Genomic DNA, 18,978 nt, shown 5'->3' with positions numbered 1-18,978 from the left:
CTCAGGAGCTCACGTGTCACTCATCTTCACCGACGACCAGAAGAGCCTCGCCGAGACGGTCAGGCGCTTCGTCGCGCAGCGCACGCCCCTGCCGAAGGTCCGCGAGGTCATCGGCGGCGACCAGGCCTACGACCAGGAGGTGTGGTCGCGGCTGGCCGGGGACCTCGGCCTGGCCGGCCTGACCATCCCGGAGGAGTACGGCGGCGCCGGCGCCACCCAGGCGGACCTGTCGGCGGCGCTGCGCGAGCTGGGCGCGGGGCTGGTGCCCTCGCCGCTGCTGGCCTGTGTGCTGACGGCCGGCGCCCTGCTCGCCCTGGACGACGAGGAGGCCAAACGGGAGGTGCTGCCGCGGATCGCCGAGGGCGCCCTCGTCGGCGCGCTCGCCGTCAGCGAGCCGGGGAACCGCCGGTGGATCCCCGCGGAGCCGGAGACCACGGCGACCGGCTCCGGCGACGCGGTCACCCTGTCCGGCGCCAAGGTGGCGGTGCTGAACGGCGCGGAGGCCGGCGTCCTGCTCGTGCAGGCCCGCGGCCCGCAGGGCGTGGGCCTGTACCTCGTCGAGCGCTCGGCCGGCGGCCTCACCGTGACCAAGGACGAGGTCGTGGACCCGACCCGCAGCTCGGCCACCGTGACGCTCGACGGCGCCCCGGCCCGGCTCGTCGCGGGCGACGCCGTCGCCGCGCTCGACCGCGTGGCCGACCTCGCGAACCTGGCGATCGCCTCGGAGCAGTGCGGAGCCATGCTCGCGTGCCTCACCATGACCACCGAGTACGCCAAGGTCCGCTACGCGTTCGGCCAGCCCATCGGCGCCTACCAGGGTGTCAAGCACAAGCTGGCCGACATGTACACCCTGTGGGCGCTCGCCGACGCGGCGCTGCGGGAGGCGACGCGGGCGGCCGACGAGGAGCCGGCGAAGCTCGGCACGGCGGCCGCGGCCGCGCGGACGCTCTCCTCTCCCGGTTACCTCACCTCGGCCAAGGAGACCATGCTCCTGCACGGCGGCATCGGCTTCACCTGGGAACACGACGCCCACTTCTTCTACAAGAACGCGATCGCCGGCAACGTGCTCGCCGGCGACGCCGACTACCAGCAGGACCGGCTCGCCGACAAGCTCGGCGTCTGACACGCGGCCCCGGGCGGGCGCCCGCGCGGTGCCCGCCTCCCACGCCTTCCACCTGAGGTGAACCATGGCCGCTGACCCGCAGGCCTCCGCCGATACGGGCACCCGGGCGATACTCCGCCGCGCGCGGCTGCCGCTCGTCGCCGCCCCGATGCTGCTCGTCTCCGGTCCCGAACTGGTGATCGCCGCCTGCCGCGCGGGCGTCTTCGGGAGCTTCCCGACGGCGAACTGCCGTGAGGAGGGCCGGCTCGACGAGTGGCTGCGCCGCATCGGGGAAGAGTGCGCCGAGACGCCGGACGCCGCCCCCTGCGTCCCCAACCTCATCGTGCACCGCTCGAACCCCAGGCTGCGGCAGGACCTGGAGGTCATCATCCGCCACCGCCCCGCCGCGGTGATCACCTCCGTCGGTTCCCCCGCCGCCGTCGCCCCCGCGCTGCGCGACGCCGGCATCCAGGTCTGGTGCGACGTGGCCACGGTCCACCACGCCCAGCGGGCCGCCGACGCGGGCGCCGACGGGCTGATCCTGCTCACGGCGGGAGCGGGCGGCCAGACCGGCAACGCCAACCCGTTCGCCTTCGTACGTGCCGTACGGGAGAGGTTCGACGGGATCATCGCGCTGTCCGGCGGGCAGGCGGACGGCGCGGCCCTGCTCGCCGCGCAGGCGCTGGGCTGCGACCTCGGCTACATGGGCACCCGCTTCATCGCCACGCGGGAGGCCCGCGCCGAGGCGCGCTACAAGGACCTCATCGTCGAGAGCGAGCTCGACGACATCCACCTGACCAACGCCCTGTCCGGCCTGGAGACCAACCTGCTGCGCCGGTCCCTGCTGGCCCAGGGGCTCGACCCCGCCGAGTTCGGCATCGGGCCGAAGCGCTTCTCCATGACGGCGCTGGAAGGCCGCGAAGGCGGAGCCCCGAAGCGGTGGCGCGACATCTGGAGCGCCGGCCACTCCGTCTCGGGCGTCCGCGACGTGCCGTCCGTCGCCGAGCTGGTGGACCGGCTCGCCCGCGAGTACGGGGAAGCGGCCGAGGCGATGCTGGCCCTGGCCTCCGGGGTGCGGCGATGACCGGTCACGGCGGCAGTGAAGGCCCGCCCGGCGCGCTCGCGGGGCTGCGGGTGCTCGACCTGACCACCGAGCGCGCCTGGCTGAGCGGGCGCGTGCTGGCCGACCTCGGAGCACTCGTCACCCTGGTGGAGCCGCCCGGCGGGCATCCCGCCCGGTCCGGTCCCGCGTGGCTCGCCTTCAACCGGGGGAAGCGCTCGGTGACCCTGGACCTGTGCCGTGGCCGCGACCTGTTCCTGCGGCTGGTGGCCGACGCCGACGTCGTGGTCGAGTCGTACGCGCCGGGAACGCTCCAGGAGCTGGGCCTCGGCCACGACGCGCTCGCGGCGGTGAACCCGCGCGTCGTGCTGGCCGGCGTCACCCCCTTCGGCCAGACCGGCCCGTACGCCCGCCACCGGGCGGCCGACCTCGTCGTAGCCGCCACCGGCGGCGCGGTGTGGCTCAGCGGCGACCCCGACCGCCCGCCGGTCCGCATCAGCTCCGACCAGTACTTCCTGCACGCGGCGGCCGAGGCCGTGGTGCACACGCTCGTGGCCGTCCGGCACGCCAGGCTCACCGGGCGGGGCCAGCACGTCGACGTGTCGGCCCAGCTGGCGACCGTCCGCTCACTCATGAACGCGGTGCCCGGCCCGTACACGGACGGCTCGGTCGTCGACCGGGCCTCCTTCGGGGAGCCGATCCCCGGCGTGCCCTACCGCCAGCTGTACGCCTGCAGCGACGGGCACGTCCTGGCGACCGTCCCCTTCGGCCCCGGACCGGAGGGGTATCTCGCCTGGCTGCGCGACGAGGGGCACCTCACCCCCGGGCTGGAGGCTTCGGCCGCCGATGATCCCGCGTTCCCCGAGCTGCTGGCCGGCGCGCTGGCGGCGTACTTCCGCACCGAGACCAAGGCGACGCTGACCCGCAAGGCGCTGGAGCGCCGGCTCATGGTGGCCCCCGTCAACACGGTGGCCGACCTGATGGACGACGAGCAACTGGCCGGGCGCGACTACTTCCGCACGGCCCGCGCGGGCGGCGAGACCCTGCGCGTGCCCGGCACGTGGGCCCGCCTGTCCGCGACCCCGCTGGCGGGCGGCGGGCACGTCGCCGAGGCCGGGGCCGACAACGAGACGGTGTGGCGCGACGAGGCCGGGCTCTCCGCCCGGGAGCTGCGCCGTCACCGCGACGAAGGGGTGATCTGATGACCGGGCCGCTCGACGGCGTCAAGGTGTGGGACGCGTCGTGGGTGGGCGTCGGCCCGCTTACGGCGAGATACCTCGCCGAGTACGGCGCCACGGTGGTGCGCACGGAAAGCCTCCGGTCGGTGGACGTGCTGCGGATGGCGCCGCCGTTCAAGGACGGGGTGCCGGGCGTCAACCGCTCGCAGTTCTTCGCCGACTACAACGCCTCCAAGCTGGGGCTGGGGGTGAACCTGTCCACCGAAGGCGGCAAGCGGGTCGCGCACCGGCTGACGGCCTGGGCCGACGTCGTCATCGAGGCGTTCACGCCCGGCGTGATGGACCGGCTCGGGCTCGGCTACGACCGGCTGCGGCAGCTCAACCCCGCGCTGATCATGATCTCGACGTCCATGAACGGCCAGACCGGCCCGCGCCGCCACTTCGCCGGCTTCGGCACCGTGCTCGCCGCCATGAGCGGCTTCTGCGAGCTCACCGGGTGGCCCGACCGCGACCCGGGCTCCCCGTACGGCGCGTACACCGACTTCATCGCCCAGCGGTTCGCGGCCGCCGCCGTCGTCGCCGCGCTGGAGCACCGCGACCGGACCGGCGAGGGACAGTACATCGACCTGTCGCAGATGGAGACGGCCCTGATGTTCCTGGCGCCGGAGCTGGTGGACTACCAGCGGACCGGGCGCGTCGCGACGCGCGACGGCAACCGGAGCCGCGGGGCCGCCCCGCACGGCGTCTTCCCGTGCCTGCCCGAGGACGGCCGCGAGCGGTGGGTCGCCATCGCGGTGACGTCCGACGCCGAGTGGGCGGCGCTGCGCCGGGCGCTGGGCGCCCCCGGATGGACGGCCGATCCCCGCCTCGGCACCCTGGCCGGGCGCAAGGAGCAGGAGGACCGGCTCGAAGCGGAGCTCGCCGCCTGGACGCGCACCCGCACCGCCGCCGAGGTGGTCGGCGCGCTCCAGCCGGGCGTGCCGACCGGGCCGGTGCACGACGCCCGGGGACTCCAGGCCGACCCGCAGGTGGCGCACCGGCACTACTTCCGGCGGCACCCGCACCCCGTCATGGGCGAGATGCCCTACGAGGGCGCCCAGGCGGAGCTGTCGCTGACGCCGCACCGCGTCACCAAGGCGGCCCCGCTGCTCGGCGAGGACAACGAGGAGGTCCTCACCGCGCTGCTGGGCCTCAGCCGGGCCGAGGTGGCGGAACTCGCCGCGTCGGGCACCCTGGAGCAGGTCCTCGACTGACCCACCCGCAACGGAAGGTGACCGCCATGTCCCCTCAGATCGTCGACCTCACGGGCCAGACCGCCGTCGTGACCGGCTGCTCCTCGGGCCTCGGGCGGCGGTTCGCCGTCACCCTGGCGGAGCACGGGGCCGACGTGGTCGCGGTGGCGCGGCGGGCCGACCGGCTCAAGGACCTCGCGGACGAGATCGAGGCGGCCGGCGGCTCCTGCCTGCCGCTCGGCGCCGACCTCACCGACGACGCCCGGCTCGGCGGCCTGCTCGACGCGGCCGAGGAGCGGTTCGGCACCGCCACCATCTTGGTCAACAACGCCGGCATCCCCGACGCCCAGTACGCCACGAAGATGCCCGTGGAGCTCGTCGACCGCGTGCTGGGCACGAACCTGCGCGCTCCCTGGCTCCTGTCCTGTGATTTCGCGCGCCGGCTGATCAAGGCGGGGACCGGCGGCCGGGTGGTGAACATCTCCTCCATGGGCGCCTACGAGTACAGAGGCGGGGGAGCGGCGCTGTACTCGGTGACGAAGGCCGCCCTGTCCAGGATGACGGAGGTGCTCGCCGTCGAGTGGGCCAGGTTCCACATCAACGTCAACGCCATCGCGCCGGGGGCGTTCGCCTCGGAGATGATGGACGGCATGGTGGAGCGGACCGGCGCCGACCCGACCGGCTACTTCCCCCGGGCCCGCATGGGCGACCCGCGGCAGCTCGACAGCACGCTGCTCTACCTGGTCTCGCCGCACTCCGAGTTCGTCACCGGCACGGTGGTCAAGGTCGACGACGGCCAGGGCGCGCGCTGACGCGGATCACCTGCCCGCCTCCGGCTCGGGGGCGAGCAGGCGCTTGGCGGCGAACTTCAGCCGCTCCTCGACGTACTCGGGGGTCATCTGATCGTTGAGCCAGCCGATGACACTGCTGTTCCAGAGCGACTCCAGCATGTGCAGCACGCGGTACTCGGCCGTCGTGGTGCGGTGTGACGGGCCCCAGGCCGCGAGCGCGAGGAGGTCGGTGAGCGCGGTCGGATCGGACGTCTCCACCAGCGGCGAGGCGTCCTCCGGCTGCTGCCCCAGCGGCTTGGGGATGTGGTAGGCGCTGAGCGCGGCGTGTGCCCAGCCGCGGTTGTACTGCATCGCCCGGAAAGCGCGGTTGAGCACCTCCGCGGCCCGTCCCTCGGGGGTGCGCTGCCGTGGCGGCCGCCGGATGATGTCCTGCCGCAGCTCTTCGAGCTGCACCATGATGGCGGCGCTGATCAGCGCGTCCTTCGACGGGTAGTAGCGGTAGAGGGTCGACAGGGCGACGTCGGCGATGCGGGCGACCTCGCGCATCTGCACCGCTTCGTAGCCGCCCCTGGTGGCCAGGGCCATCCCGGCATCCAAAACGCGTTCCGCCCTGAAGGCCCGGGCCTCGGGCGTCCGGCCCTTCCTGCTGACACGGCCCACGAAGAGCCCCCTTTCCGGCCGGTGGAGAACGCGACGGCCACCCCGCGTGGTACGGCGTCAACGGCTGAAAGCCGGAACTAAAGAGTACAGGTTATCGAGTGGGGCGGCGCCTTCCCCCGGCGCCGCCCCACCGGGCTCAGCCGCGGTGGCGGGAGAGCACGAGGCTGCCGGCCGCGGCGAAGAACATCCCGACGCCCTGCACGAAGCTGACGTCCACGTCCTGGACCTGCTCCACGGCCTCGCCCCGGAGCTGGCGCACCGCCTCCTGGATGGCGAACATGCCGTACATGCCGGTGTGGGTGTAGGACAGGCCGCCGCCGTTGGTGTTCATCGGCAGCGAGCCGCCCTTGACCGTGTTGCCCTCCGCGACGAAGTCGCCCGACTCGCCCCGGCCGACGAAGCCGAGGTCCTCCAGCATGTAGAGCGGGACGTGCGCGAAGGCGTCGTAGGCCATGAAATGGTCCACGTCGGCGTGCGTGATGCCCGCGGTCCTGAACGCCTCCTCGCCGGCCCTGCGGAAGGCCGCGAACGATCCGGGATCCGCCATCTGCGACACCAGGGGGCCCTCGGCCGCCTCTCCCGAGCCGAGGAGGTACACCGCCCGGTCGCCGCTCGGCAGGTCCTTCGCCCGCTCGGCCGAGGTGAGCACGAGCGCGCCGCCGCCGTCGGTCACCACGCAGCACATGTCCCTGGTGAACGGGTACGCGATCGGCGGCCCCGCCAGGACCTCCTCGACGGTGACGGGCTTGCGCCGGAAGGCGCGCGGGTTGTTCAGCGCCCACGACCTCTGCGCCACCACGACCTGGGCCAGGTGCTCGCGGGTCATGCCGCGCTCGTGCAGGAAGCGCAGCGCGGGGAGGGTGAAGGTGGAGTACGGGGCCTGGGCTCCGTACACGGTCTCGAACTGCCCGCTCGCGGAGGCCGGGTCGGGCGCCCAGGGCGCGACGCCGACGCGCGAGCGGCCGGACTCGCCGTGCGTGACGAGCACGACGTCGGCGGCGCCCGCCGCGATGGCGGCCGCGGCGTGCCGGACGTGCAGCATGAAGCTGCAGCCGCCGACCAGGGTCCCGTCGAGCCAGCGCGGCTCGATGCCGAGGTGGTGGGAGACCTCCATGGCCAGCGGCCCGGCGGTGGCCACGCCGTCCACGTCGGCGGCGGTGAGCCCCGCGTCCGCGAGGGCGTTCCTGGCCGCCTCCGCGTGCAGGCCGAGGACGGACATCTCGGGGCGGACGCCGATGCCGGTGGTCTCCGCGGCGCCGACGACGGCGATGCCGCCGCGGTGCATCGACGTCATCGGGCCACCGCCGGGGCGAACACCGGGAGCGTGTAGTCCTCGTACTCGATGAATTCGGCCTTCAGCGGCATGTCCAGCTCCAGGTTCTCGGGCTCGGGCGCGATGCCGACGATGTTCGTCATCATGCGCGGCCCCTCGGCCAGCTCCACCAGCGCCACGACGACCGGCGTCGCGGGGTCGAAGGGCGGGAACGGCCGGTAGTTGATGATGTACGACACCAGCCGCGCGTCGCCGCTGACCGTCGTCCACTCCACCTCCTCCGAGCCGCACCGGGGACAGAACGGGCGGGGGTAGAAGTAGTGCCGCGAGCAGGGGGTGCAGCGCTGGACGCGCAGCTCCTTGTCCGCGGCGCCCTCCCAGAACGGGAGCGTCTCCGGGATGGGCGCGGGGGCCGGGCCGGGCATGGCGGTTCCTTTCGACGGCGCGGGACGACGGTCGGCGGGCCGAGCCCGGCCGAGTTAAAGACAACATGTTCTGCTTATAGCAGAGTTGAAGCCGGAGCGCCCCTTGTCAAGGGGGTACGGACTCTTGTCCTGTTTGCCGTAACGTGTTCTACTTGTCGTCAGTTGTGGGACCTGGACGGATCCCGTGGTCATGTCCGCCGAGCGTTCGCGGGGAATGAGGATCATGCCAATCGACGCATCTCTGGTCGGCCGCAAGAGCGAGCCCCTCATGAGGTCCTGGACGTCCGCCGACGCGCTGCTCTACGCGATCGCCGTCGGCGCCGGCCAGGAGGACCCGCTGACCGAGCTGGAGTTCACCACCGAGAACACCGAGGGCAAGCCGCAGCGGGTCCTGCCGACCTTCTGCAACGTGGCGATGGGCGGCGGCATGTCCCTGCCTGACGACCTCGACCTCACCAGGATGCTCCACGCCGAGCAGGCCTTCGAGCTGCTGGGCACGGTCCCGGCCGCGGGCGAGGTCGAGGCGACGGGCGAGATCGTCGGCGTCTACGACAAGGGCTCCGGCGCCATCGTCGCCAGTGAGACGCTCGCCCGCGACTCCGCCGGCCACCCGCTCGCCAGGATCCGTACCTCGCTCTTCTTCCGCGGGTACGGCGGCTTCGGCGGCGAGCGGGGGCCGGGCACGTCGTGGGAGCTGCCGACCGGCGCCCCCGACCACGTCGTGACCTACGCGACCCGGCCCGATCAGGCGCTCCTCTACCGGCTGACCGGCGACCGGAACCCGCTGCACACCGACCCGTCCTTCAGCGGCAGGGGCGGCTTCCCGAGGCCGATCCTGCACGGCATGTGCACCTACGGCTTCACCGGCCGCGCGCTGCTGCACGCCGCCGCCGGATCCGACCCCGGGCGCTTCCGCGCCATGTCCGGCCGTTTCACCAAGCCGATACTCCCCGGGCAGACGATCACGGTGTCGATCTGGGCCGACGGCGCCGATGTCCGGTTCCGGACGACCGACGAGACCGGGGCCGTGGTGATCGATCACGGAACCGCGGTCATCCGCTGACCGGCTTCTGACAGGCGCGGCCCCGCCGCGCCCGTCAGAAGGCGCGGCCCCGCCGCGCGAACACCTCCAACTCCTCCACATCGGAAGGGCGTCCCATGGGATCTCTTGACGGCAGAGTCGCCATCATCACCGGTGCCGGCCGCGGCATCGGAGCCTCCATCAGCCGCGCGTTCGCCCAGCAGGGCGCGCGGCTCGTGCTCAACGACCTCGGCGCCGGCCCGGACGGCAGCGGCGGCGACGCCGGGCCCGCGCAGGACATCGCCAAGGAGGTCACCGACCTCGGCGGCGAGGCGGTCTCCGACGGCGGCGACATCGGCGACACCGCGACCGGCCGGCGTCTCGTCGAGATGGCCGTCGAGTCCTACGGGCGCCTCGACGTCGTCGTCAACGTCGCCGGCATCCTCCGCGACAAAATGATCTTCAACCTGCCCGAGGAGGACTGGGACGAGGTCATCCGGGTCCACCTGCGCGGCCACTTCAGCACGATCAAGCCCGCCGCCGCCTACTGGCGCCAGCAGCGCAACCCTGACGGGCACTACCGCATCATCAACTTCACCTCCGACTCCGCCCTCCAGGGCTCCCCGGGCCAGCCCAACTACGCCGCCGCGAAGATGGGCATCATCGGCCTGACCGCTTCCCTCGCCAACGGCCTGGCCCGGTACGGCGTGACGGCGAACGCGATCGCCCCCGGCGCGGCCACCCGCCTGACCGCCACCGTCCCCGACGACAAGAAGCTCGGCGAGGACCCCGGCGAGGAGCAGCTCATGTCGCCGGACAACATCGCGCCGATCGTCACCTACCTCGCCGGCACCGAGTCCGACTGGCTGTCGGGCCGCACCATCGGCGCGGCCGGCCACGAGGTCCGGCTGTGGAACAACCCCGAGGTCGTCGAGACCATCAGCTCCGACGGGCCGTGGGACCTGCAGGACCTCGCCGCCAAGCTCACCACGTCGTTCCGGCCCAAGGCGGACGGCCTGCACCCGTCGATCTTCATGGGGCAGCTTCCCAAGTGAGGGCCGCGTCCAGGTGGGGCGGCCGGGCAGCCGCTCACGGGGACGCACCGGCCGGGCGGGCCGCGATCCCGCCCGCCGCCACGACACGGGGCACGGGGCCACGGGGGGCCACGGGGGGCCACGGGGGGATCGTCTAGCTACGTCACGCCGACAGGAGAGAGACGCACCATGTCCTCTGCCACTCACTCGACCACGGCACCCACCGGCTTCTACGAGATCGCCGCCGCCGACCCCGGCCGGCCCGCCATCATCGACCCCGATGGATCGACGATCACCTGTGGCGACCTGCTGGCGCGGGTCAACCGCGTCTCGCGCGCGCTGCGCTCCCACGGCCTGTCGGCCGGTGACAGCGTGGCGGTGGCGGTGCACAACGGCCACGAGTATCTGGAGCTGATGCTGGCCACCGGGCAGGTCGGCATGTTCCTCGTCCCGGTCAACTGGCGGCTGACCCCTGCGGAGATGCTCTACATCATCAAGGACTCCGGAGCCAGGGTCGTCGTCGCCGACGTCGAGCAGGCCCGTACGCTGCCGGAGGAGTCGCTGCCCGAGCACCGGTTCGTGATCGGCGGGCAGGCGGACGGCTGGCGCCCGTACCCCGAGCTGGGCGAGGGCGAGCCGTCCGACGCGCCGCCGGACCGCCGGTTCGGCGGCACCATGGGCTACACCTCCGGCACCACCGGCAACCCCAAGGGCGTGCGGTCCCTCCTCTACCCCGACTCCGAGCCGGAGCCGGTCATCAGCGCCCTGTACGGGGGACTCGCCGCCCGCTACGAGGTCACCCTGGACAAGGGCGTGCACCTGGTGTGCTCGCCGATCTACCACGCCGCCCCGACCGGGCACGCCTACGCGTTCCTCCAGCTCGGGCACACCGTGGTGATCCAGGGCAAGTTCGACGCCGAGGGCGTGCTGGAGGCGATCGAGCGGCACCGGGTGACCAGCGTGCACATGGTCCCCACCCACTTCAACCGGATGCTGCGCCTGCCGGAGGAGGTCCGGGCCAGGTACGACCTGTCCAGCCTGGAAGCGGTGATCCACGCGGGCGCGCCGTGCCCGGTGCCGATCAAGCAGCGGATGCTCGACTGGCTGGGGCCGGTGGTGTGGGAGTACCTCGCCTCGACCGAGGGCGGCGTCTCCCTGGTGAGCCCGCGGGAGTGGCTGCGCAAGCCCGGCACCGTGGGACGCCCGACGCCGAACACCATCGTCAAGATCCTCGGCGAGGACGGCGAGGAGGTGCCGACCGGGACGGCGGGCACGATCTACTTCGGCATCCCCGGGCGCGAGGCGCTCTTCGAGTACAACAACGACCCGGCCAAGACCGCCGCCAGCCGGAGGGGAGGGCTCGCCACCGTCGGCGACTACGGCTACTTCGACGAGGACGGCTACGTGTTCCTGCTCGACCGGCGGACCGACCTCATCATCTCCGGCGGCGTCAACATCTACCCGGCGGAGATCGAGCAGGCCCTGATCACGCATCCCGCCGTCGCCGACGTCGCCGTCATCGGAGTCCCCGACCCGGACTGGGGCCAGAACGTGCTGGCCGTCGTCCAGCCGGCCGAGGACGCGGTCCCCGGTGACGAGCTCGCCGCCGCGCTGCGCGCCCACTGCGCCGAGCGCCTGGCCTCGTTCAAGATCCCCCGGCGTTTCGAGTTCCGGGCCGACTTCCCCCGGACGGAGACCGGCAAGCTGCAGCGCCGCAAGCTCCGCGACCACTACGCGGGTGAGGGGGAGAAGCCGTGAAGACCGGCGTGCACGCCTTCGAGGCCGGCATCGCCGACGTCGCCGCCTGCGCCGCGTGGGCCGAGGAGGCCGGCTACGACGTCGTGGCCAGCGCCGAGGTCGACCACGACCCGTTCCTGCCGCTGGCGCTGGCCGCCCGTGACACCAGCCGGGTGCGGCTGGCGACCACGATCGCGGTCGCCTTCGCCCGCACGCCGATGACGATGGCGTACGTCGCCAACGACCTGCAGGCGCTGTCCGGAGGCAGGTTCGTCCTCGGGCTCGGCACCCAGACCAAGCCCCACATCACCCGCCGGTTCGGCATGCCGTGGGGCCGGCCGGCGGCGCGGATGCGCGAGTACATCACCGCCCTGCGCGCGATCTGGGACGACTGGAACACCGGCCGCCCGGTCCGGCACGAAGGGGAGCACTACCGGCACACGCTGATGACGGCGACCTTCCGCCCGGCGCCGCACGGCCACGGCAACCCGCCGATCCACCTCGCCGCGGTCGGGCCGCTCATGACCCGGCTGGCCGGAGAGGTGGCTGACGGGCTGATCCCGCACGGCTTCAGCACCGAGCGCTACTTCCGCGAGGTGACCCTCCCGGCCCTGGAGGAGGGACTGGCGCGGGCCGGTCGCGACCGCTCCGAGGTGACCGTCCACTGCCCGGGGTTCGTGCACGTCCACGCCCCCGGCGACGACGTCGACGCGCAACGGCGGATGCTGCGCGGGCGGGTCGCCTTCTACGGCTCCACACCGGCCTACCGCGGCGTGCTGGACCTGCACGGCTGGCAGGAGCTGCACGAGCGGCTGCACGCCCTGTCGGTCACCCCCGACGAGGACCGCTGGGACCGGATGGCCGACCTCGTCGACGACGAGGTGCTCGACACGTTCTGCGTCAGCGGCTCCCTCGCGGAGGTGACGGCGGAGGTCTCCCGCCGGTTCGGCGGGCTGGTCGACCAGGTCCACATCCAGCCGCCGGCCGGCACGCCCGCGCCGGAGATCCGCGCGGCGCTGGCGTCGCTGAAGAACCAGGCGTCCGGCGTCCGCTGACCGGCGGGAGAGAGGAACGGCATCCGTGTCCGACAACCCTGTCGTCCTGGTGGAGCGTGACGGGAGCGGTATCGTCACCGTCACGCTCGACCGGCCCGACACCAAGAACAGCGTGCCGCGCGCCGGCTGGATCGAGCTCGCCGAGGTGTTCGGCGACATCGCGGGCCGGGCGGACGACCGTGTGGTGGTGCTCACCGGCGCGGGCGGCGACTTCTGCTCCGGTTCCGACCTGCGCGGCGGCGACTCCGCGGACTCGCCGCGCCGCGCGATGCGGATCGTCAACGCGGCGCTGCTCGCCGTCCGCGACCTGCCGCAGCCCACGATCGCCGCGGTCTCCGGGGTCGCGGCGGGCGGCGGCTTCAACCTGGCGCTCGCCTGCGACCTGGCGGTCGCCGAGGAGACGGCGAGGTTCTCGCAGATCTTCGCCAGGCGCGGGCTCTCGGTCGACTTCGGCGGGACCTGGTTCCTGACGCACATGCTGGGGCTCCACCGTGCCAAGGAACTCGCCTTCTTCGGCCGGATGCTCCCCGCCGCCGACGTCCACGCCCTCGGGCTGCTCAACAAGGTCGTGCCCGAGGGGGAGGCCCTGGCGCAGGCGTACGAGTGGGCCCGTGAGCTGCTGGCCCTCGCGCCCCTCGCCCTGTCGCAGACCAAGGAGATGCTCAACCTCGCCGCCTCGGGAAGCTTCCACGACAGCGTCCTGCGTGAGGCGGCCGCCCAGAACATCAACGGGACCACCGAGGACACCCGCGAGGCGATCCGGGCCTTCCTGGAGAAACGGGATCCCGTGTTCCGCAACCGGTAGCGTCGTGGTCGCCTGGGTGGGAGGTGTTGGTTACCTCCTGACGTCGGGGGTAGGCGGGCGTAACCGACGTCACCTTCGGGGGAGGGGACCATGACAACGGGTGATTTCTGGAACTACGGCTACGGCCCCATGGACGATCTCCTGGCCAGGTTCTTCGGGTACGGCCAGCCGGCGATGCCCCGCCGCGTCGACATCGGGAGGCTGCTCAGCGAGGACGCGATCGACCTCCTGCGCGTGGCGACGGAGAAGGCGGCCGAGTGGGGCGCCGACTACGTGGACACCGAGCACATGTTGTGGGCGGCCGCCCAGGTGGACACGGCCCGGCAGTTCCTGGAGCGGGCCGGGGCCGACCCGGCCGCGCTGGCCCGTGAGGTCGAGCAGGCCGTCGAGAAGCGTGAGCCCCGGCAGGACCCGATGTCGCTCGCACCGGCGGCCAAACGGGCCCTGCTGGACGCCAGGCAGGTGGCGCACGCCACCGGCGCCTCCTACATCGACCCGCATCACCTGCTGCTCGCCATGTCGGCGAACCCCCGGTCGATGGCGGGGCGGCTGCTCCGGGAGGCGCACGTCACCCCGCAGTCGTTCGTCCAGGAAGGCGCGGGCAACGGGGAGACGCTGACCGGCCAGCAGGCGCCGCCCAGCAGCACCCCGACGCTCGACCAGTACGGCCGGGACCTGACCGGCGAGGCCCGCGAGGGCGGCATCGACCCGGTGGTGGGCCGGGACCAGGAGATCCTCCGGGCGGTCGAGGTGCTGTCGAGGCGGACCAAGAACAACCCCGCGCTGATCGGCGAGCCGGGCGTCGGCAAGACGGCGGTCGTCGAAGGGCTGGCGCAGCGCATCGCGGACGGCGAGGTGCCCGAGACGCTCAAGCGCAAGCGCGTGGTCCAGCTGGATCTGGCCGGCCTGGTCGCGGGGACGAAGTTCCGCGGCGAGTTCGAGGAACGCCTGAGCAAGGTCATGGAGGAGATCCGCGCGCACAGCGAGGAGCTCATCATCTTCATCGACGAGCTGCACACCGTCGTCGGCGCGGGCGGCGCCGAGGGCGCCATCGACGCCTCCAACATGCTCAAACCCGCCCTGGCCCGCGGCGAGCTGCACGTGATCGGCGCCACCACGCTGGACGAGTACCGCAGGCACGTGGAGAAGGACGCCGCGCTCGAACGGCGCTTCCAGCCCATCCTGATCCCCGAGCCGGACGTCGCGGACACCATCGAGATCCTGCGCGGCCTGCGTGACCGGTACGAGGCCCACCACCAGGTCAAGTTCACCGATGAGGCGCTGGTGGCGGCGGCCGACCTGTCCGACCGCTACATCTCCAGCCGTTTCCTGCCCGACAAGGCGATCGACCTGATGGACGAGGCGGGCGCCCGGGTGGCCCTGCGCACCGGCACCGCCCCGACCGGCACCCGCGAGCTGGAGGAGGAGCTCGGCCACCGGCAGCGGGAGAAGGAGCAGGCGGTGACGCGCGAGGACTACGAACGCGCCCGCGAGCTCCGCGACGAGATCTCCGATCTCCAGTCCAGGATCGAGCAGACCCGCGACGGCCGCGGGAGAGTCGCCGAGGTGACCCCGGACGACATCGCCTCCGTGGTCTCCCGCGCCACCGGCATCCCGGTCGCCCAGCTCACCGAGGAGGAGCGGGACCGGCTCCTGGGCCTGGAGGAACACCTGCACCAGCGCGTCATCGGCCAGGACCAGGCGGTGGAGGCGGTCGCCGAGGCCGTGCGCCGCTCCCGCGCCGGCCTGAGCGATCCCAACCGGCCGATCGGCTCCTTCCTGTTCCTCGGGCCCACCGGCGTGGGCAAGACCGAGCTGGCCAGGGCCCTGGCCGAAGCGCTGTTCGGCGAGCAGGACCGGATGATCCGGCTGGACATGAGCGAGTTCCAGGAACGGCACACCGTCTCACGGCTCGTGGGGGCGCCCCCCGGTTACGTGGGCTACGAGGAGGCGGGCCAGCTCACCGAGCAGGTGCGGCGCAAGCCGTACGCGGTGGTCCTGCTGGACGAGATCGAGAAGGCCCACGCGGACGTGTTCAACCTGCTGCTGCAGGTGCTGGAGGACGGGCGGCTGACCGACGGGCAGGGCCGGACGGTGGACTTCAGGAACACCGTGCTGATCATGACGTCGAACCTCGGCGCCGACCTCATCATGGCGCACGCCGGCGAGGACCCGCAGGCGCTGCGCGGCCAGCTCTCGCGGCTGCTGCAGATGCAGTTCAGGCCGGAGTTCCTCAACCGCGTCGACGAGATCATCATCTTCCGCGGCCTCGACGCCGAGCAGCTCCGCCAGATCACCGTCCTGCTGCTGGAGGAGACCCGGCGGCGGCTGCACGCGCAGAAGGTGGTCATGGAGATCGAGCCGGCGGCCGTCGACTGGCTCGCCAAGGAGGGCTACCAGCCGCAGTACGGAGCCCGGCCGCTGCGCCGCACCATCCAGCGCAAGCTCGACAACACGCTGTCGCGGCTGCTGCTGGACGGCACGCTCAAGCCGGAACAGCGTGCCCACATCGGCGTCAGGAACGGCGACCTGGCCATCACCGTCCTCGACGCCGGGGCCGAGGTGGGCCCGGACACCGAGCCGCAGGTCCTGGCCAAGCCCGAGCCGCGTTCCCCCGAGGAACGCCGCGACCGGAGCGACCCCGGGCTCTACCTGTAATCGGATCGTGACGATGTGTCGCGTTAGTCCCTTCACTCCACCGATCATCACATGAGGGGGGAGTGAAGGGGGGTTCTCGGTGGGGTCGTCGGAATCGTCCACACATCTGGTCTATCTGGTGACGTACTGGCGGGAGTGGCGGGCGTGGGGGCCCGGGGGCGGCGAGGCGGACGACCGCATCATCAGGGAGCTGCTCGAGTCGAACGGGGGCGCCGAACCCGGGGTGTGGCTGACGACGTCGCCCGACGGCCTGCTCGACCAGGTCACCTGGCGCACCGGCGACGCCGCGCTGCGGGAGCTCGACCGGGGCAACGAGAAGGTCGACCAGGCGTACCGGGAGATCGAGGCCGGTTACCTGGACGCGGCCGACAGCCTCCACTGGTACCACGTCCTGATCCACCCCGACCACGAAGTGGGGCCGTTCAAGCGGGAGGGCGGGGGCGGGAAGCCGTGGATCCTGTTCGACATCCAGTTCCGCAACCGCTGGAGCTCGCGGATGATGTTCATCGGCGTCAGCTTCTGGGTCGGCGATCCGAACTGGATCCCCGATGAGGCCCTGGGCCGCGCACCGCGGGAGACGAGCGCCCACCGGCGGCACGAATGGTTCATGCGCTGCGAGCGGCAGGCCCGCACCCACGTGAGAGCCCACTTCCGCAAGGCGAAGCAGGACATCAGGGAGTACGAGGCCCCGGAGTTCTGGATCGCGCTGGAGGACAACGGCACGGGGGACCGGCCGAGCCTGAAGAACGCGCGTGACCTGTACGAGGTGGTGCACGGAGGTGCCACGTCCGGTGGGGCGCGCAAGCGCTTCCCGCTGCGCCGGCTGCTCGGTGGCGCCGGCGCCACGGAGCTGAGCAGCGCGGACGTGTGTGTGGAGCCCGCCCGGCGCGACGAGCGCACGGTACGCGAATGCTACGTGGTGCTGCCCGACACGCCGCATCTCAACGGCACGGTCGTGGGGGAGCGATTACGTCCCGCGGTGGCGGGGCTTCTGACCTTGGAGGCGCTGGCCGCCTCCGGCAACGACATCCGCGAGCAGCTCCAGGTCTGGCGCGAGCACGCGATGATCTACCAGCACGCCGCCCGCACGGCCGGGGCCCTGTGGGACGGGGTGGCCACCCACCTGCCGATCCGGCGCTGGTGGCGGCTGAACCGCGCGCACCGGGCGGTGGAGCTGATCCACCTGATGCTGCTGCAGGGCATGGCGGACCTCGCCGACGTGGCCAGCCACGTCGACGAACGGGTGAGCCGGATCGAACGGCTGGAGCACCTCGCCGACGAGCGGTTCGCCGAGACGCTCGGCTGGGCGGGCCGCGGGCTGCGGGAGGCGCTGGCCGACGCCAGCCACTTCACCGAACTCAAACGGTTCGGCTCGCGGGCGCGGGACGTCGCCGACCGCGCCACCGAGCAGTACAAGAATCTGCTCGAGTCGATGGCGCACGCCTTCGACGAGCGCCGGGTCAGGGAGCTGGAGGTGCTGCAACGGGCGGGCTTCTGGCTGAGCATGACGATAGGCGCCTTCGCGGTCCTCACCTTTATGGACTTTTTCATGGAGATCGAACACAAGCAGGTCGTGGACGACCTGTTCATGGCGGACCGCCGGCTGCACGTGATGGTGTGGGGCGTCCTCGGCCTGCTGACCGCGATCGTGCTGGGCGTGACGGCGAAGTCGCTGTGGTCGCAGCGGATGGGGTCGAGCTGGTTCCACCGGACGTTCCGGCGGCTGGAGCGCTATCTGCGTCTGTCGTCCACCCGCGAACTGGAGCTGCTGCGCGGCCGTATCACCCGCACGCGCAAGGACACGTGGAAGGGGCGCGACCAGGACCTGGCCGACCGCTTCGCGGACCTGTGGGACGAGTCGGCGCGCGCCGTCGCGGCCAACTCGTCGGCCAGGCCGCAGCCGCCGCGCCGGGCCGGGCGGTCCGGGGGGCCGTCCGGCTGGCTGGACGCGCGATGGGTGGCCCTGCGCGGTGTGCGCTGGTCCGGCCGCGATCTGGCCACGCAGCGCCGCGACATCGAGGCGCTGATCGTGCGCACTCTCCTGCTGGCGGAGCGGACGCCGACGCTGCGCCGGTACGGGCTGGTCCGGCTGGCGCTGCTGCACCGGCACTGCGGGCGGCTGCCCGGCAACTGGTTCGGCGAGTTCGACGGGGTGTCGAGGTCGGAGCTGCGGATGGTGTTCACGACCGCCGGAGGCAGCGCGGAGATCGCGGACAAGGTCGACAAGCGGATGGCGGAACGGATCGCCCACACCAAGGCGGTCGAGGCGGGCCGGGTCGACGACCGGGCCGCGCCCGCCGGCAAGATCAGGACTGCTCGGGAGCTGCTGGAGGCGATCGAGCAGGAACTGGTCCGGCCCGACCTGCCGGGGCTGGCCGCGTGAGCGTGGGCGCCCGCGCGCCGTCGGCGCCGGTACGGCGCCCGGCGTGCGGCGCCGGTACGCCGGTCGCTCAGGGGACGCGCCAGGTGTCGCCGGAGTCGAACAGGCGCGTGAGGTCGCCCCGGCCCTTCTGTGCGACCGCTTCGTCGAGCTGGCTGGTCATCAGGGTGTCGTAGGCCGGGCGGTCCACGCTGCGGAAGATCCCGATCGGGGCGTGGTCGAAGGCGGGTTCGTCCAGCCGGGACAGCGCGAACGCCACCGACGGGTCGGGGTTGTGCGCGTCGTGCACCAGGACCCGGTCCTCCTCCACGCTGTCGCGGGGGACCACGTCCAGGCTGCCGTTCGCGGCCCGGATGACCGCCTTGGAGGCCGAGGCGATCGGCCGGCCGTGTTCCAGCTTCAACGTGATGTCGTCGCGCAGCTCCGGGTCCTTCAACGGCTCGAAGGCGTTGTCGTTGAAGATGTTGCAGTTCTGGTAGATCTCCACCAGGGACGCGCCCCGGTGCGCGGTCGCCTCCCGCAGCACCGCCTGCAGGTGCTTGCGGTCCGAGTCCAGGGTGCGGGCCA

Annotated in this window: 15 protein-coding genes and 1 pseudogene; 12 read left to right on the top strand and 4 right to left on the bottom strand. The window is 72.5% G+C overall.

The features are described 5' to 3' along the window. Positions 1-13: 13 nt before the first annotated feature. The 5 genes from ABD999_RS42210 to ABD999_RS42190 all read left to right on the top strand — a co-directional run bounded on the left by ABD999_RS42210 (position 14) and on the right by ABD999_RS42190 (position 5,384). On the top strand, positions 14-1,123 hold the full coding sequence (locus ABD999_RS42210) for an acyl-CoA dehydrogenase family protein (RefSeq protein WP_271277522.1): 1,110 nt from the start codon (positions 14-16) through the stop codon (positions 1,121-1,123). Between the two features lie 64 nt (positions 1,124-1,187). Beyond that, complete coding sequence (locus ABD999_RS42205) at positions 1,188-2,186, top strand: NAD(P)H-dependent flavin oxidoreductase (RefSeq protein WP_271277521.1); 999 nt, start codon at positions 1,188-1,190, stop codon at positions 2,184-2,186. Further along, positions 2,183-3,364, top strand: a complete 1,182-nt coding sequence (locus ABD999_RS42200) for a CaiB/BaiF CoA transferase family protein (RefSeq protein ID WP_271277520.1) — start codon at positions 2,183-2,185, stop codon at positions 3,362-3,364. Before ABD999_RS42205 ends, ABD999_RS42200 begins: the two co-directional genes overlap by 4 nt. Further along, positions 3,364-4,593 (top strand): CaiB/BaiF CoA transferase family protein, encoded by a 1,230-nt coding sequence (locus tag ABD999_RS42195; protein WP_271277519.1) that lies wholly within the window; start codon positions 3,364-3,366, stop codon positions 4,591-4,593. Before ABD999_RS42200 ends, ABD999_RS42195 begins: the two co-directional genes overlap by 1 nt. Positions 4,594-4,619: 26 nt before the next feature. Beyond that, on the top strand, positions 4,620-5,384 hold the full coding sequence (locus ABD999_RS42190) for an SDR family NAD(P)-dependent oxidoreductase (protein ID WP_271277518.1): 765 nt from the start codon (positions 4,620-4,622) through the stop codon (positions 5,382-5,384). A gap of 6 nt (positions 5,385-5,390) precedes the next feature. Here the strand turns inward: ABD999_RS42190 and ABD999_RS42185 are convergent, their stop codons facing one another. The 3 genes from ABD999_RS42185 to ABD999_RS42175 all read right to left on the bottom strand — a co-directional run bounded on the left by ABD999_RS42185 (position 5,391) and on the right by ABD999_RS42175 (position 7,721). After that, on the bottom strand, positions 5,391-6,023 hold the full coding sequence (locus ABD999_RS42185; protein WP_271277517.1) for a TetR family transcriptional regulator: 633 nt from the start codon (positions 6,021-6,023) through the stop codon (positions 5,391-5,393). A gap of 136 nt (positions 6,024-6,159) precedes the next feature. Continuing rightward, positions 6,160-7,317, bottom strand: a complete 1,158-nt coding sequence (locus ABD999_RS42180; RefSeq protein WP_271277516.1) for a thiolase C-terminal domain-containing protein — start codon at positions 7,315-7,317, stop codon at positions 6,160-6,162. After that, entirely contained in the window at positions 7,314-7,721 is a 408-nt protein-coding gene (locus tag ABD999_RS42175) for a Zn-ribbon domain-containing OB-fold protein (RefSeq protein WP_271277515.1), read from the bottom strand. Before ABD999_RS42175 ends, ABD999_RS42180 begins: the two co-directional genes overlap by 4 nt. A gap of 223 nt (positions 7,722-7,944) precedes the next feature. On the opposite strand from ABD999_RS42175, the gene ABD999_RS42170 reads away from it, so the two are divergent. The 7 genes from ABD999_RS42170 to ABD999_RS42140 all read left to right on the top strand — a co-directional run bounded on the left by ABD999_RS42170 (position 7,945) and on the right by ABD999_RS42140 (position 18,414). Beyond that, the gene (locus ABD999_RS42170; RefSeq protein ID WP_271277514.1) at positions 7,945-8,784 is read left to right on the top strand and encodes a MaoC family dehydratase; all 840 of its coding nucleotides are present in this window, start codon (positions 7,945-7,947) and stop codon (positions 8,782-8,784) included. A 95-nt stretch (positions 8,785-8,879) separates the two neighbouring features. Continuing rightward, entirely contained in the window at positions 8,880-9,797 is a 918-nt protein-coding gene (locus ABD999_RS42165) for an SDR family NAD(P)-dependent oxidoreductase (RefSeq protein WP_219549557.1), read from the top strand. A gap of 168 nt (positions 9,798-9,965) precedes the next feature. Next, on the top strand, positions 9,966-11,534 hold the full coding sequence (locus ABD999_RS42160) for an AMP-binding protein (protein WP_271277513.1): 1,569 nt from the start codon (positions 9,966-9,968) through the stop codon (positions 11,532-11,534). After that, entirely contained in the window at positions 11,531-12,568 is a 1,038-nt protein-coding gene (locus ABD999_RS42155; RefSeq protein WP_271277512.1) for a TIGR03617 family F420-dependent LLM class oxidoreductase, read from the top strand. Before ABD999_RS42160 ends, ABD999_RS42155 begins: the two co-directional genes overlap by 4 nt. 25 nt (positions 12,569-12,593) lie before the next feature. Further along, positions 12,594-13,373 carry an enoyl-CoA hydratase/isomerase family protein gene (locus tag ABD999_RS42150; protein WP_271277511.1) on the top strand — a complete coding sequence of 260 codons (780 nt, stop codon included), beginning with the start codon at positions 12,594-12,596 and terminating at the stop codon, positions 13,371-13,373. Positions 13,374-13,463: 90 nt separating this feature from the next. After that, the gene (locus ABD999_RS42145) at positions 13,464-16,031 is read left to right on the top strand and encodes an ATP-dependent Clp protease ATP-binding subunit (RefSeq protein WP_271277510.1); all 2,568 of its coding nucleotides are present in this window, start codon (positions 13,464-13,466) and stop codon (positions 16,029-16,031) included. 118 nt (positions 16,032-16,149) lie between these two features. Next, complete coding sequence (locus ABD999_RS42140) at positions 16,150-18,414, top strand: hypothetical protein (RefSeq protein ID WP_345483228.1); 2,265 nt, start codon at positions 16,150-16,152, stop codon at positions 18,412-18,414. A 67-nt stretch (positions 18,415-18,481) separates the two neighbouring features. Here ABD999_RS42140 and ABD999_RS42135 read toward each other — a convergent pair. Beyond that, a pseudogene (locus tag ABD999_RS42135) lies at positions 18,482-18,978 on the bottom strand (2-oxoacid:ferredoxin oxidoreductase subunit beta); the annotation flags it as partial.

The organism is Nonomuraea ferruginea, from assembly GCF_039540635.1.
Classification (GTDB): domain Bacteria; phylum Actinomycetota; class Actinomycetes; order Streptosporangiales; family Streptosporangiaceae; genus Nonomuraea; species Nonomuraea ferruginea.
Note: the sequence above shows the minus strand (reverse complement) of the source record. Positions and strands in the feature narration are given on the sequence as shown.

Bases quoted from the DNA above. Each gene is read 5' to 3' on its own strand.
- ABD999_RS42205 (WP_271277521.1), top strand. From the start codon at position 1,188: ATGGCCGCTGACCCGCAGGCCTCCGCCGATACGGGCACCCGGGCGATA.
- ABD999_RS42200 (WP_271277520.1), top strand. From the start codon at position 2,183: ATGACCGGTCACGGCGGCAGTGAAGGCCCGCCCGGCGCGCTCGCGGGG.
- ABD999_RS42195 (WP_271277519.1), top strand. From the start codon at position 3,364: ATGACCGGGCCGCTCGACGGCGTCAAGGTGTGGGACGCGTCGTGGGTG.
- ABD999_RS42190 (WP_271277518.1), top strand. From the start codon at position 4,620: ATGTCCCCTCAGATCGTCGACCTCACGGGCCAGACCGCCGTCGTGACC.
- ABD999_RS42180 (WP_271277516.1), bottom strand. From the start codon at position 7,317: ATGACGTCGATGCACCGCGGCGGCATCGCCGTCGTCGGCGCCGCGGAG.
- ABD999_RS42175 (WP_271277515.1), bottom strand. From the start codon at position 7,721: ATGCCCGGCCCGGCCCCCGCGCCCATCCCGGAGACGCTCCCGTTCTGG.
- ABD999_RS42170 (WP_271277514.1), top strand. From the start codon at position 7,945: ATGCCAATCGACGCATCTCTGGTCGGCCGCAAGAGCGAGCCCCTCATG.
- ABD999_RS42165 (WP_219549557.1), top strand. From the start codon at position 8,880: ATGGGATCTCTTGACGGCAGAGTCGCCATCATCACCGGTGCCGGCCGC.
- ABD999_RS42160 (WP_271277513.1), top strand. From the start codon at position 9,966: ATGTCCTCTGCCACTCACTCGACCACGGCACCCACCGGCTTCTACGAG.
- ABD999_RS42145 (WP_271277510.1), top strand. From the start codon at position 13,464: ATGACAACGGGTGATTTCTGGAACTACGGCTACGGCCCCATGGACGAT.